General features: G+C 71.5%; 14 protein-coding genes. 5 read left to right on the top strand and 9 right to left on the bottom strand.

From position 1 onward, the window contains the following. Position 1: 1 nt before the first annotated feature. Positions 2–910, top strand: a complete 909-nt coding sequence (locus K1T35_RS20680; RefSeq protein ID WP_220261760.1) for a sugar phosphate isomerase/epimerase — start codon at positions 2–4, stop codon at positions 908–910. Here K1T35_RS20680 and K1T35_RS20675 read toward each other — a convergent pair whose 3' ends face one another. The 4 genes from K1T35_RS20675 to K1T35_RS20660 form a co-directional block, all read right to left on the bottom strand. Next, positions 911–1,939: an alpha/beta fold hydrolase gene (locus K1T35_RS20675; protein ID WP_220261759.1), complete on the bottom strand. Its 1,029-nt coding sequence runs from the start codon at positions 1,937–1,939 to the stop codon at positions 911–913. It abuts the gene before it with no gap. A gap of 61 nt (positions 1,940–2,000) precedes the next feature. Further along, complete coding sequence (fmdA, locus tag K1T35_RS20670; RefSeq protein WP_220261758.1) at positions 2,001–3,248, bottom strand: formamidase; 1,248 nt, start codon at positions 3,246–3,248, stop codon at positions 2,001–2,003. 22 nt (positions 3,249–3,270) lie between these two features. After that, positions 3,271–3,561 carry an FmdB family zinc ribbon protein gene (locus K1T35_RS20665; RefSeq protein ID WP_370645468.1) on the bottom strand — a complete coding sequence of 97 codons (291 nt, stop codon included), beginning with the start codon at positions 3,559–3,561 and terminating at the stop codon, positions 3,271–3,273. A 54-nt stretch (positions 3,562–3,615) separates the two neighbouring features. Beyond that, the gene (locus tag K1T35_RS20660; RefSeq protein ID WP_220261757.1) at positions 3,616–4,677 is read right to left on the bottom strand and encodes a substrate-binding domain-containing protein; all 1,062 of its coding nucleotides are present in this window, start codon (positions 4,675–4,677) and stop codon (positions 3,616–3,618) included. A gap of 145 nt (positions 4,678–4,822) precedes the next feature. Here K1T35_RS20660 and K1T35_RS20655 point away from each other — a divergent pair, with 145 nt between their 5' ends. Continuing rightward, positions 4,823–5,233 carry a MarR family winged helix-turn-helix transcriptional regulator gene (locus tag K1T35_RS20655; RefSeq protein ID WP_220261756.1) on the top strand — a complete coding sequence of 137 codons (411 nt, stop codon included), beginning with the start codon at positions 4,823–4,825 and terminating at the stop codon, positions 5,231–5,233. Between the two features lie 22 nt (positions 5,234–5,255). Here K1T35_RS20655 and K1T35_RS49020 read toward each other — a convergent pair whose 3' ends face one another. Together K1T35_RS49020 and K1T35_RS20645 are read right to left on the bottom strand one after the other, a co-directional pair. After that, positions 5,256–6,152, bottom strand: a complete 897-nt coding sequence (locus K1T35_RS49020) for an aminoglycoside phosphotransferase family protein (protein ID WP_255622365.1) — start codon at positions 6,150–6,152, stop codon at positions 5,256–5,258. A 796-nt stretch (positions 6,153–6,948) separates the two neighbouring features. Continuing rightward, entirely contained in the window at positions 6,949–7,563 is a 615-nt protein-coding gene (locus K1T35_RS20645) for an AAA family ATPase (protein WP_220261754.1), read from the bottom strand. Between the two features lie 156 nt (positions 7,564–7,719). Between K1T35_RS20645 and K1T35_RS20640 the strand changes: the two genes are divergently transcribed. After that, on the top strand, positions 7,720–9,351 hold the full coding sequence (locus tag K1T35_RS20640) for a DUF222 domain-containing protein (RefSeq protein ID WP_220261753.1): 1,632 nt from the start codon (positions 7,720–7,722) through the stop codon (positions 9,349–9,351). 162 nt (positions 9,352–9,513) lie between these two features. Further along, positions 9,514–10,392: an SDR family NAD(P)-dependent oxidoreductase gene (locus K1T35_RS20635; RefSeq protein WP_255622616.1), complete on the top strand. Its 879-nt coding sequence runs from the start codon at positions 9,514–9,516 to the stop codon at positions 10,390–10,392. Between the two features lie 23 nt (positions 10,393–10,415). Here K1T35_RS20635 and K1T35_RS49015 read toward each other — a convergent pair whose 3' ends face one another. Beyond that, positions 10,416–11,024 (bottom strand): zinc-binding dehydrogenase, encoded by a 609-nt coding sequence (locus K1T35_RS49015; RefSeq protein ID WP_255622364.1) that lies wholly within the window; start codon positions 11,022–11,024, stop codon positions 10,416–10,418. A gap of 8 nt (positions 11,025–11,032) precedes the next feature. Beyond that, positions 11,033–11,401: an alcohol dehydrogenase catalytic domain-containing protein gene (locus tag K1T35_RS49010; protein WP_255622363.1), complete on the bottom strand. Its 369-nt coding sequence runs from the start codon at positions 11,399–11,401 to the stop codon at positions 11,033–11,035. Positions 11,402–11,523: 122 nt separating this feature from the next. Between K1T35_RS49010 and K1T35_RS20625 the strand changes: the two genes are divergently transcribed. After that, entirely contained in the window at positions 11,524–12,714 is a 1,191-nt protein-coding gene (locus tag K1T35_RS20625) for an MFS transporter (RefSeq protein WP_255622362.1), read from the top strand. On the opposite strand, the gene K1T35_RS49005 is transcribed toward K1T35_RS20625, so the two are convergent. Continuing rightward, entirely contained in the window at positions 12,715–13,362 is a 648-nt protein-coding gene (locus tag K1T35_RS49005) for an acyl-CoA dehydrogenase family protein (protein ID WP_255622361.1), read from the bottom strand. Between the last annotated feature and the right edge of the window lie 9 nt (positions 13,363–13,371).

The following is a 13,371-nucleotide window of genomic DNA, read 5'->3' as shown; positions in this document are numbered from 1 at the left end:
CGTGAAGTTCGCGCTCAACCCACTCCAGTGGATCACCGTGGACGGCCGGTGGCGCTATGCCGAGCCGGGCTTCCGCGCCGACTATCCGGGGGTGCTCGCGCAGGTGCGCGCCGCCGGGTTCGACGCGGTGATGCTCGAGGTGCTCGCGACGCAGACGCTCCAGGACTACGCGCGGATCATCACCGACACCGGCCTCGCGGTCGCACCGGGGTACTGCGCGGTCGGCCTGCCGGAGGACCACGGCGACGCGCCGCGGCGCGGCAGCGCCGAGTGGGTGCGTTGGTTCGACGGCGTGCGGCGCAAGGCCGAGGAGTCGAACTACTTCGGCCTCGGCACGGTCTTCCTCGCCCCCGAGATGAACTTCGCCGACACCTCGATCCGCACGCGCGAGGCCGTCGCCGTCGGCGCCGGGTTCGACGAGGGCAGGCTCGACCGGCTGATCGAGATCCTCGGCGAGGCGGCCGATGTGCTGCGGGCAGAGGGCGTGCGGGCGGGCCTGCACAACCACGTCGGTACCTGGGTCGAGACCGAGCACGAGATCGACCGCGTGCTCGGCGCGCTCGACCCGGCCCTGCTCGGGGCGTCGTTCGACGTCGGGCACCTGGTGTGGGCCGGGATCGACCCGGTCGCGGTGCTCACGCGGTACGCCGACCGACTCGTCGACGTCCACGTGAAGGACCTCGACCTCGCCGTCGCCGAGGCGAGCCGGGCCACCCCGACCGGCTACGACGATGCGAGCGAGCGAGGGCTCTTCCGCGAGCCCGGGACGGGCGGTATCGACCTCGACGCCGTACTGGCCGCCCTGCCCGACGGGTTCCCCGGCTGGATCATCATCGAGATCGACCGGACGGTCATGGACCCCTTCGAGAGCGCCCGCGCCTGCCGGGAATGGGTCGAGCGCGTCTCCTGATCACCTCGAGAGGAGCTCTCCGACCGCCTCGTCGATGAACGCGGTGTCGACCGGGTTCTCCCCACCGCCCGCGAAGTGACCCCACACACCGGGGATCACCCGCAGCTCGGCGGTCTTCATGTGCGAGACGGCCCACTGCTCGTCCTCGGGCGGGAAGTAGAGGTCCTTCTCCGCGGGCATTACGATCGCGCGCGCCCGGATGGACGCCAGCGCCTCCTCGGTGGACGAGAAGCCATGCGTGGTGCCGACGTCGCCGTTCCACCAGGTGTCGAGCATCGTGAGCAGGTTGTTCGGGTCCCTGTCGTCGAGGAAGAAGTCCTCCCAGAACCCGACCACGAAGTCCTCGAGCGAGGTGTGGCCGAGCTCGCGCCACACCTCGTCCCAGTAGAACGCCTGGGAGAAACCCCAGCCGGCGTAGATCCGCGCGAACGCACGCAGGCCGCGCACCGGGAGCACGTCGGGTTCGTACCACCCCTCGGCGAAGGCGGCATCGGTGCGCAGGGCGTGGCGCAGCGAGTCGAGGAATACCTTGTTGTGCGGCGAGGTACGGGGCGATCCGCAGAACGGCAGGATCCGCTGGACCATCTCCGGGTGGCTGACTGCCCACTGGTAGGTCTGTCCCGCACCCATGGACCACCCGAGCACGAGCTGCACCGTCTCGATCCCGAACACCTCGGTGACGAGCCGGTGCTGCGCGGCGACGTTGTCGCGCACCGCGACCTGCGGGAACCGGGCCCGGTCCCACGGGGGCGGTGTGTTCGAGGGTGAGGACGACAGGCCGTTGCCGAGCATGTTCGGCACGATGATGAACCAGCGATCCGGGTTCAGGGCCTTGTCGTCCCCGATGAGCCACTCGTTGTCCCAGTGCCGACCCGAGTACCAGGTCGGGTAGATGATCGCGTTGTCCTTCGCGGCGTTGAGCGTCCCGTAGGTCTGGTAGGCGATCCTGGCGGGACGCAGCGTGGCACCGCAGGCCAGCGTGAAGTCCGGGATCTCGTGGACGTCGTACGGGGCATCTGGTCCGGTCACGGGAACCTCCTCGACGAGGAAGTCCGACCGTGCTCCGCCGATGCCGGTCGCGCAAGGGGCGTCACGACGACACCGCGCAGCTTCCGCGGTCGGCGTGGATAGGCCCTGCGGCGGACGGCCGGATGTCGACGTCGAAGATCGCCGTGGGCAGGTAGAGCGAGCAGCACGCGTTCGGGATGTCGACCACGCCGCTGACCCGGCCCTCGATCGGCGCGGCGCCGAGCAGCAGGTAGGCCTGGGCGCCGGAGTAACCGAACTTCGTCAGGTACTCCACAGCGTTGAGGCAGGCGTTGCGGTAGGCGGTGGTGGCGTCGTTGTAGAGCTGGGTGTCGCTGCCGTGGTCGACGCCGATACCGATGAACGTGAGGAACTCCGAGTAGCGCGGCTCCACGTTGCCGGGCATCAGGATGGGGTTGGTGGTCACCCCGTAGGTCTGCATACCGCCCTTGATCAGGTCGACGTGGAAGTCGATGAAGCCGCCCATCTCGATGGCGCCGCAGAAGGTGATCTCGCCGTCGCCCTGGCTGAAGTGCAGGTCGCCGCCCGAGAAGAGCGCGCCGGGCACGTGCACCGGGTAGAAGACGCGGGAGCCGCGGGTGAAGTTCTTGATGTCGTGGTTGCCGCCGTTCTCCCGGGCGGGCACGGTGCGGGCGCCGTCGCGGCCGATGGCGGCGAGCGCGTCGCCGGACGCGGTGCCGCCGAGCGTGTTCTCCTCGAGCGGCGGCAGTGCGAGCGCGGGCACCCGGTCCGGGTCGGTGGCGATCAGCGCGCGCTCGCGGGCGTTCCAGCGCGCCAGCAGTTCGGGCGACGGCGCGGTGCCGAACAGTCCGGGGTGGGTGATCCCGGTGAACTCGACGCCCGGGAGGTGCCGCGACGTGCACTTCTGGCCCGCGAAGTCCCAGATCGCCTTGTAGGCGTCCGGGAATTGGTCGGTGAGGAAGCCGCCGCCGTTCTCCTTGGCGAAGATCCCCGTGTAACCCCAGCCCTGGCCGGGCGCGGCGCCGGTCTCCTGTGGCACCGGCCCCAGGTCGAGGATGTCGACGACGAGCAGGTCACCCGGTTCGGCGCCCTCCACGTAGATCGGCCCGGAGAGCATGTGGGCGTGCGTGAGGTCCACGTCGCGCACGTCGTTCGCCGAGTCGTTGTTGCCGATCTGGCCGTCGGTCCACTCCCGGCACTCGACCCGGATCGACTGCCCCGGCCGCACCGTGACGGCAGGCGGGATATCGGGGTGCCACCGGTTGTGTCCGGGCACCGCCTGGTCGCGCATCGAACGGGCCTGGTCGACGGAGAAGACAACATCGGGCATGCGAGCCTCCTGGGAGCGGGGGTCAGGGCCGGGGCAACCGGGCGTGGCGGGGGTCCGTTGAGACCGGGGTTGCGCGCCGGGAGCGGCCCGGCACCGACGTCACGACCTGCGGGGAGTCGGCGCTGCGGGCGCTCGCGTCGAGCGCCCTTCGCACGGTCGGTTCGAGCCCGCGCAGCGCCGGAGCGCCGAACACGCGGGCGGCCCGGACCGCGCAGTGCGGGCAGGCCGTCTCGGACGCGGCCTCGGCCATGGGGCGACGGACCTCGAACTCGCCGCAGCGCGGGCACCGGTAGGCGTAGGTCGGCACGGCCACCTCTGACAGCTGGGCGATACTGTCATATGAAACTATTGCGATGGAAAGGTTCCGTCAAGGCGCCAGCTGCGCCACCACGTCGAGGTCCAGCCCGTCCGCCCGCGCCAGGTAGACGCTCTGCACGAGGTGGTTCCCTGCCATCCGCACCGTGCCCCGCGGGCTGTCGTAGGCGAGGGCGTCGGCCGCGGCCGCCCACTCCCCCGGAACCAGGCCACCCGCCCGCTCGGCGAGCCGCGCGAGCAGCGTGACGCCCTCGTAGCAGGACTCCCCCAGCGAGCCGAGCACGGGAGCCTGCACCCCGAAGCGCTCCGCGTAGCGCCGCGAGAAGTCCAGGCCCGACGTGGTCGGAAGGGCCTCGAAGAACCCCGCCGACGCGTAGAGGTCACGGGTGGCGTCGGCCCCGGTGGCCAGCACCATGTTCTCCTCCATCAGCGGGCTGAACCGCACGCACGCGGCGTCGAGCCCCGCCGCGGCGAAGGCGCGGTTGAACAGCACCGCGTCCGAGCCGACCAGCAGCATCAGCACACCCTGCGCGCCGCTTCGCTCCACACGCCGCACGGCCGGGCCGAAGTCGAGGGCACCCAACGGCACGAACACCTCGTCGACGATGTCCACGTCGGCGCGGCGACGGGCGAAGTCGCGGGCCACCCGGGCCGACGCGATCGGCCAGACGTAGTCGTCGCCGACCACGCACCAGGTACGCACCCCGAGCTCGCGCGCCATCCAGCTCAGGGCGGGCAGCAACTGGCGATCGGGCGTCTCACCTGCGAGGAAGACGCCGGGCGTCCGCTCGCCGCCCTCGTACAGCGGGCTGTAGACGTACGGGACCCGCCCGGACACGACAGGAGCCACCACCTGGCGGACCGCCGAGATGTGCCAGCCCGTGACACCTTCCACGACGCCGGCGGAGACGAGCGCGTCCACCTCACGCGCGACCACCGTGGGCGCGCGCCCGCCGTCCACGACCCGCAGCCGCAGTTCCCGGCCCAGCAGGCCGCCCCCCGCGTTGATCTCGTCGGCGGCGAGCAGCCCACACGCCTCGCAGGACGGGCCGATGATGCCCGCCGGCCCGCTCCGCGGCACGACGAAGGCGATCTCGACAGCGTCCCGCCCCATCCGACCTCCCGCTCGCGTCGTCGGGTCGTTCGGTTCGAGGTGCAGTGTTTCGAGGTGACAGTGTTCCGAGTGCCAGTGTTTACGATGACAGTGTTCGCCGGGCGCGGTGTCGTGTCACGAACTCGTTTCGTGCGAGGAGGTGTGGATGTCGATACCGGAGCTGCTCAGCCAGGTCGAGCACCTCGTCTCCCGGCGGGTCGAGGCCGCACTCGGCCCGGACGGCCCCACTCTCGACCATTGGCGCGTGCTCACCCACCTCGCCGATGGCGAGGGCCACCCGATGAGCGAGATCGCCGCCAGGGCGATGGTGCCCGCACCCACCCTCACCAAGATCGTCGATCGGCTGGTGGACCGCGCGCTCGTCTACCGTCGCGTCGACGACTCCGACCGCAGGCGCGTGCTCGTGTTCCTCTCCGACCACGGACGGGCCGAGCACGCCAGGTTCGCCCCCGCTGTGGAGTCGGTGGGCGAGTCGTTGACCGCCGAGCTGGGCACCGACGCCGGGATCCTCGCCGAGCTGTTGGAGCGCATGCGGAGCCTGCCGGACCGGGCCTGAACGGGCCTCGAGGGGCGGGGACTCATCGGCACCGGAGCAGGATGTCCGCGATGGCCACCTGGGCCGGGTGGAGCGTGCGCCTGCCGTCCTCCACATCCCACAGCGCGTTCTGCAGAACGCGACCGAGGGTCCAGCCGACCGCCCGCCGCGGGTCGCCGCCGATGGCCTCGGTCAGGACGTCGAAGCGGCGCAGCACCGCCCGCGTGACGTCGCCCGTCGCCACCACGGCGTCCCACCGGCTGTCCAGCGCGGGCAGCAGATCGAATCCGGGGTCGCCCGCGAGCGATTCCGGGTCGATGGCGAGCCAGGGTTCGCGGTCACCGGCGAGGACGTTGTCGTAGTGCAGGTCCCAGTGCAGCAGCCGGTCACCGGCCTCACCGACGAGCTCGGCGACCGCGGACGCACAGCTGCGCACGAGCCGCTGCTCGGCGGGATCGGCGAGCGCCGCCGCCGTGCGTGGTGCTTCGGCCAGCATCTCGGCGGCGACGTCGGCCAGGTGCCGCAGACCCTCCGGCGCCGGCGCCGCGACCAGGCGGGCCAGCAGGCCGGCGAGGATCTCCATCGCCTCGGCGTCGTCGACCACGGTGGACAGCGGCCGGCCGGCGTCCAACCGCTCCAGCAACATCGCGCCCGTGGTCGCGTCGCCCTCGAGCAGGCGCACGACCCCGTCGCCGTCCCATGCCCGCAGCCCGAGTACGGCACCGGTGGTCTCGTCGCGCGGCTCCTGCAGCTTGAGCACGGCCGGGGTGCCGTCGGCGCGGACCACCGGCCGGACGACCGCCGCCATGCCGTGGGTGGCCGCGCCGTCCAGCCGCAACTCCCATCGGTCGAGCACCTCCGCCGCGAGCCGGGGCAACTCATCGATCCACGCGTTCCTGCCGTACGAGGCGACGAACGCGCCGGGAACATCGAGGTTCACCCGACCATGATCACGGGAGAGGCGACGGGCGCGCCCGGCGGCCGGGTCAACGGCCACCCTGCCCGGCCGCCGACCGGCTGTGGTCCCGTCCTCGCCCACTGGCCGCCCCTGGGAACCTGGGGCGTGATCAGCGGAATCGGGACCGGAGCTGCACCCCCTGCAGCTGGTACCCCGTTCCTGCTGATCACGGACCTGCCCGCAGCCCAGCCCCGAGGGGGCGCCTCGATCATCCGGGAGAGGGCTGGGGCGTGGAGGGGGTCGGGACCACAGCCGGTCGCGTGGCACCCAACCCGCGGCGGTCTCGTCGAGAACAGGCGTGCCCCCCAGTCGGGACGGCCGCCCACGCAACTCCAGGGTTCGGTGGTGCACCCAACCCAGCCACCTCCGCACGGCGACGGGGTCGAGGTGAACGGGCGGGAACACGCGCGAGCCCCGGACCGCGAGGCGGGCGCCGGGCGGCCCGGGCCGGGAACGGCGCGCCCACCGGCAGCGGCCCGACCAGACCGACCCGATGGACCGACACGATCGCGCCTGACCCACCCCGACCCCTCGACCGGCGGCGGACATGATCCGAACTAGCGGTTGTCCACGGCTGCCCCCACAACCATGAGCAACCGAAACTCCGGATCATGGGCTGCGGCGACCACCGAACGGGACCCGGCAACAGCGCCGAACAGCATCACGGTCACCTACTCCACGTTCCGATTGACGGCCTGACAGCGAAGGTGACGCCCCGGAGCCCGAGCCGCCGCCACGGGCCGCTGAGTTCAGTGGTGAGGACTGCGGCGCAGGAGCTTTACACCTGGTGGAGCTGACGCAACCAGGCGTTCCAACCGGGGCGCAGGATCGGGGCGCGGTGGGCGACGCCGGCGATGAGCTGCTCGGCCGTCTCCTCCGGCGTTAGCGCTGCGGTGTCGAACCACCAGGCGCAGTCGATGAACTCTCGCTTCATATCGGCGTCGAGACGCTCGTACCCGTCGAATTCGAACCGGTCCTGCGGGTCGCGCATGGCGTTCCTGCGGCGGCACACGGCGACGCCGGGCGCGAGGATGACCAGCCGCGCGGGTCGCGGCGACAGTAGGGCGAGGAAGAAGTCCAGTTCCGGCCGGTCGGCCAGCACCGAGTCCATCAGCACGGTGAAGCCGAAGTCGATGAAGTTGTTGGCGAGTGCGCACATGTTGCGGTTGCACAGCTCGTCCTGGCGCAAGGCCTCATCGGTTGGCTTGCCCATGAACCAGACGAAGCCGCTGCCGATCATGAGGTTGACGTCGTCGCCGCCGACCCGGGCCGCGCGAGGGAGCAGGCGCGCGGCCAGCCGCGTGACGGTCGTCTTGCCTGCGCCCGGCATCCCGGACACGATCACGCAGCCCGGCAACCCACCGCTCGTCATACACTCGATCGTGCCGATCATCCAGCCGGGGCCGCAATCGGGTTGCCGCCGATCGGGCTCAAAGAGCTGGCTGGTAGTCGCGGTCCACGATTGTTCTCGCCCACTCCGCGAGGAACTCGGGCAGCGGCTGCTCTCCGGGGTCAGGTCGGGGCGACCAGAGCTTGCATCCTTCTCGCCGTGTTGGACGAGGCGAACGGGCCCATTGCGCAAACACAATCGATACTTATCTGCCGGACCACCGCCGACTCGCCGAGTCGCACCATGATCGTTCGCAATCGTGAACGCATCGATCACCCGAACAGACCCTGCCACTCGAACATCTCTTCGAATAAACTCGAGGGCGTGACGGAAACCGCGCCGACCCTGTCGTCCTGCACCCTCTCCACGGACAGCCCCGAACCATTCTTCGATGAGGGAGAAACGTGTGCCGTGACGACGAATGCGATGCCAAGAACCAGCGTCGACCCACCAGATACCCCGCTCGATTCCGGTGCGATCATCGGCTGGATCGGGCTGCTGGGCGAGGTCCGCCGGGATGTGTCGGATGCGGAGCGGATCGACCAACTCCGCGCCCTCGAACGCCTGAAATCCGCCGCCGCGGCCGTGCAGGCCCGGATCACCGTCGACCTGGACGCCTCGGTGCGGGCCGCGCACGCCGCCGCCGGCGTCCCCGCCGACCGGCAGGGATGGGGCGTGGCGGCGCAGGTGGCGTTGGCTCGCCAAGAGTCCGCCTACCGCGGCAGTCGACACCTCGGCCTGGCCAAAGTCCTGGTCGGCGAGATGCCACACACCCTGGCCGCCCTCGCACAGGGCGCGCTCTCAGAATGGCGGGCGACCCTGCTCGCAAGGGAGACCGCCTGCCTGTCTCGCGAGCACCGTGAACTGATCGACACCCAGCTGTGCGCCGACACCACCGCACTGCTGGGGTGGGGTGACCGGCGGCTGACCGGCGAGATCCAGAAACTGGCCTACCGGCTCGACCCGGCCGCGGTCACCCGGCGGCGAGCCAAGGCCGAATCCGAGCGCCGCGTCACCAGCCGCCCCGCCCCCGACACCATGGCCCAGGTCTCCGCGCTGCTCCCGGTGGCGCAGGGCGTGGCTGTGTACGCGGCGCTCCGCAAGGCCGCCGACACCGCGATCGCCGCCGGCGACGGGCGCACCCGCGGCCAACTGATGGCCGACATCCTCGTCCAGCGCGTCACCGGACAGGCCACCGCCACCGGGGTACCGGTAGAGATCCACCTGATCATGTCCGAGTGCACCCTGCTCGGCGACGGCGAAGGCAGCGACCAGCCCGCGCACCTAACGGAGAACGGGCCCATCCCCGCCGACCTGGCCCGCCGCCTCGCCGTGGCCGCCGCCGAAGCCGAGGCCGCCTGGCTGCGGCGCCTCTACGCCACCCCCGACACCGGGCGACTGATCGCCATGGACTCCACCCGGCGGACCTTCCCGGCCGGGCTCGCGAAGTTCATCGAGGTCCGCGACCAGTACTGCCGCACCCCATGGTGCGACGCCCCGATCCGCCACATCGACCACGCCCAACCCCACCACCAGGACGGCGTGACCTCCGCGGACAACGGCAACGGGACCTGCGCCCAGTGCAACTACGCCCGCCAAGCGCCCGGCTGGGAGATTCGACCCGAACCCGGACCCCGACACACGCTCAAGGTCACCACACCCACCGGGCACAGCTACCGCGGCACGGCGCTGCCGCCGCCCGACCACCCGCCGACGAAGCAACGGCGGCCGGGGCAGCGCGCCACGACCGCTCAGCTTCGCCCGTCACGGCGCCACCGCTCCGTCGAGTGAGGCCTGGCCCAGAGGGTCCGTGATCGCCACTTCGACTACCTTGCCCAGGCGCACCACCCATGCCCGGACCACGTCGACCCTCGGGGAGCCGTCATACCGTCCGCAGCCTCGACCCCGCCATGGGATGTCCATCGGCTACCGCGAGCCGACGGCAAGAACTTCCTGGTCACCGGCGGCAACACGGGCATCGGGTACTTCGTCGCGGAGCAGCTTGCCGGTACGGGTGCCACCGTCGTCCTCGGCAGCCGGGACCCGGCCAAGGCCGAAGCGGCGATGGCCTCGATCCGTTCACGCGTCCCTGGCGCGCGGGTGCGCCACCTCCGACTGAACCTGGCCGACCTGTCCTCGCTCAAATCCTCGGTAGACGCGCTGGAGGTGGACACCCTCGACGCGGCCGTGTGCAACGCCGGCGTGCTGCTCGACGAGCCACGGCGTCGCGAAACCCCGGACGGCCACGAGCTGATGTTCGCCACCAATCACCTCGGGCACTTCGCGCTCATCGGATGGTTGGCGCCGTTGCTCGCAGCCGCGCGCGCCGGTCGGATCATCACCACCGGCAGCTTCGTGGCGAAGCCAGCACAGCTGGATCTCGACGATCTCCAGTCCACTCACGACAACCGACCGAAAGAGGTGTACGCGCGGTCGAAACTGGCGCAGATGCTGTTCGGGTTCGAGCTCGACCGGCGACTGCGAGCCGCGGGCAGCACGACGCTGAGCGTGGTGAACCACCCCGGCGGCGCGCTCGACTCCCTCACCCCGTCCCGCCCGCCGGTCCACGTTCGAACTACAGGTCAGAGATTGCGTGGGCTGCCCGCAGGGATCCTCCTGCAGGGCAAGGACAGCGGCGCGTGGCCCGCCGTCCGGGCGGCTCTCGACCCGTCCGTCCGCGGCGGTCAACTGTGGGGTCCTCGACTCTTCGGCTTTCGTGGCGCACCTCGGCTCGAACCTGTCCGAGGCCGCTTGGCCGATACGGCGATTGCCGCCCGCCTATGGGACGCCAGCGCCGAACTCACGGGCATTTCCCCCTTCGAGCCCAATTGACAGACGCCGTCTCAACCACGCCCTCAAGGGAAGGTGACCACGACCTTGTCCGCGGCGCCCGGCGTCGCCGCCGTCTCGAGGGCCTTCTGCACGTCCGCGAACTCGAACCGGTCGCTGATGATCACCGCGAAGCGCTCCCAGTTCTCCGCGATCTCCTTCGTGACCTGGAAGATCTCGGTGGGATAGCCCATTGCCGTCACGATGTTCACCTCGGCGGCGAGTATCGCCCCGAAGTCGACGGGCACAGGCTTCTTGTGCAGCGCGACGACCCCGAGGGTGGCCCCCTGCTTCGCTGCCGCCAGTGCGGTGTCGATCACGACAGGCACGCCGGCGGCGTCGAGGTAGACGTCGGTGCCCGCGCGAGGCCGTCCCGTGGCGGTACGTCCGACGCCGTGCAGGTCCGTGAGCCGGGCGACGACGTCTTCCTCCGCGGAGTTGATCACGGCGTCGGCGCCGACGGCGAGTGCCTTCTCCAGCCGCTCGGGGAGGATGTCGGCCACGACGACGCTCTTCGCCCCGCTCAGCTTGTAGCCGATCGTGGCGCCGAGCCCGATCGGGCCGGCACCGAAGACCACGACCGAGTCGCCGGGCCGCACCCCCGTGCGGTTCACGGCGTGGCGGGCGACGGCCATCGGCTCGTTCAGCGCGGCGACGTCGAGCGGAACCTCCTCGGGAACGATCGCGAAAGTAGGAACTCCGCAAGCGCACCTTGTGGCCCGCCGCTGCCGATCATCCCGCTACCGGGCGCGATCGGGTTGATCACCACGTGATCGCCCGGCCGGATGCCGTCGACGAGGGCGCCGACCTCGACCACCTCCCCGGCCGGCTCGTGACCGATCGGCGTCGCACCCTCCCGCGGCGGGATCCCGCCCCGGGCGATGTAGTGACCGTCGGAGCCGCAGATGCCGCACGCGCGCATCCGGACCAGCACCCCCTCCGGGCCGACCGACGGCTTCGGCACCTCCACGACCTCGGTCGTTCCGGGCCCCGTCACCAAGACCGCCCTCATCCGGATCACTCTCCTCGTCGACTCGAACGTGGAGGAAGTGAATCGCATCCAGGCTATTAAGTCAAGCAACTGCTTTAACTCCGGTCGATGTCGCTGTCCCCACCGTGGGAGAGGATGTGACCGTGGCGGAAGCGACGACCCGGCCCGGCCGGACGAGGGCCGGGCCGGCGCTGCTCGCCGCCGCGGTGATCCTCGTGGCGTTCAACCTGCGCCCGGCGATCACCAGCGTCGGCCCGGTGCTCGACCAGGCACGCTCGACGTTCGGGGCAACTGCGGGCTGGGTCGGGCTGCTCACCACCGTTCCCGTGCTGTGCCTCGCGGCAGCGGGTGCGGTCGCACCGCGGGTCGCGCGATGGCTCGGGCTCCGTGGCGCGATCACGGCCGCGCTCTGCGCCATCACGGCCGGTCTGGTCCTGCGCATCCTCGGCGGCCCGTCCTTGATGATCGCTGCCACCGTGGTCGCGACGAGCGGGGTCGCCGTCGCGGGCGTGCTCGTGCCGGTGGTCGTACGCGCCGGGTTCCCGGCCCGCGTCGGTCTCGTCACCGGCCTCTACACCGCGGCGCTGCAGGCAGGCGCCACGCTCGGGTTCGCGTTCACCCCGCTGCTCGCCGACCGGTTCGACGGCTGGCGGCCTGCGCTCGCGAGCTGGGCCGCGATCGGCGCCGTCGCGCTCGCCGGCTGGCTCGCCTGGGGCCGTCCGGGGGTGTCCTCCGCGGGCCCGGCGCCTGCGGGCCACGGCTCCGTCTTCGCGTCACCGCTCGCGTGGATCGTGACCGCGTTCTTCGGGCTGCAGGCCTTCGTTGCCTTCTCCGTGATGAACTGGCTGCCACTCGCGCTGATGGATCGCGGCGTCAGCCGCACCGACGCGGGACTCCTGCTCGGCCTGCTGTCGATCGTCGCCCTCCCGGTCAGCCTGCTGGTACCCCCGCTGGCCGGCCGCGGCCGCGGCCAGAGCGGCTGGATCCTCACGCTGAGCGCGTGCGGCGCGGCAGGGCTGCTCGGGCTCCTGCTCGTCCCCACCACGGGGCCGTGGCAGGTGCTCCCGTGGGTGCTGCTGCTCGGCCTCGGGATGAGCGTGTTCTCCCTCGCTCTCACCGTCATCGCGCTGCGCGCGTCCTCAGCGGCCCGCACCGCCGGGCTGTCCGGCATGGCGCAGGGCATCGGCTACCTGATCGCAGGCACCGGGCCGTTCCTCGTCGGGCTGCTGCACGAGAGCACCGGCGGCTGGAGCGTGCCGTTCGCCGTGCTACTCGCGGCCGTGCTCGCGCAGGCCGTCACGGGGGCACTCGCCGGCAGGCCCCGCACCATCTGATCAAACGCCGAGCAGCCGACGTCCGGCGGCGAGCAGCGCGGTGTCCTCCTGCGGCGGGTGCACCCGGACGCACAGGACGTCACGCAGGTGCCGCTCGAACGGCTGATGCCGGGTGAGCGCGGGGTTGCCGAGGGCGGCGACCGCCGCCTGCACCGCGGCGATCACCGAACGCCCGATCTGCACCTTGAGCACCGACAGCTGCGGGAGATGTCCCTCGTCGCCGCGCAGCAGGGCGCCGTAGAGGATCGCCTCGGCCTGGGCGATCTGGGCGTCGATCTCACCGGCGACGGTCTGGATGCGCTCGGTCGTGGCGATCGGCCTGCCCAGCGCGGTGGGGACGCGCTCGCGCGCGTACCGCACGAACGCGGCCCGCGCCGCCCTGGCCACGCCGATGTACAGCGCCGGGTGGCCGAAGCTCCCGAGGCCTGCCGTGGCCGCCGGGTCGCGGTAGACGCCGTCGACGCGCGGGATCTCCACGAACGCGTCCCGCGGCAGCGGCACGTCGTCGTAGACGACGTCGTGGGTGTTCGAGGCCCGCAGCCCGAGGTGGCCCCAGGTGTCGTGCCAGCTGATCCCCCGCGCGTCGGCCGGCACGATCACGTGGCCGACGCGCGGCCGGCCCGGGTCGCCGTCCGGCTCGTCGGCCACCGCCCACAC

It is taken from the genome of Pseudonocardia sp. DSM 110487, assembly GCF_019468565.1.
Taxonomy (GTDB): domain Bacteria; phylum Actinomycetota; class Actinomycetes; order Mycobacteriales; family Pseudonocardiaceae; genus Pseudonocardia.
The sequence above is the reverse complement of the archived record's forward strand: the minus strand, read 5'-3'. Positions and strand labels throughout refer to the sequence as shown.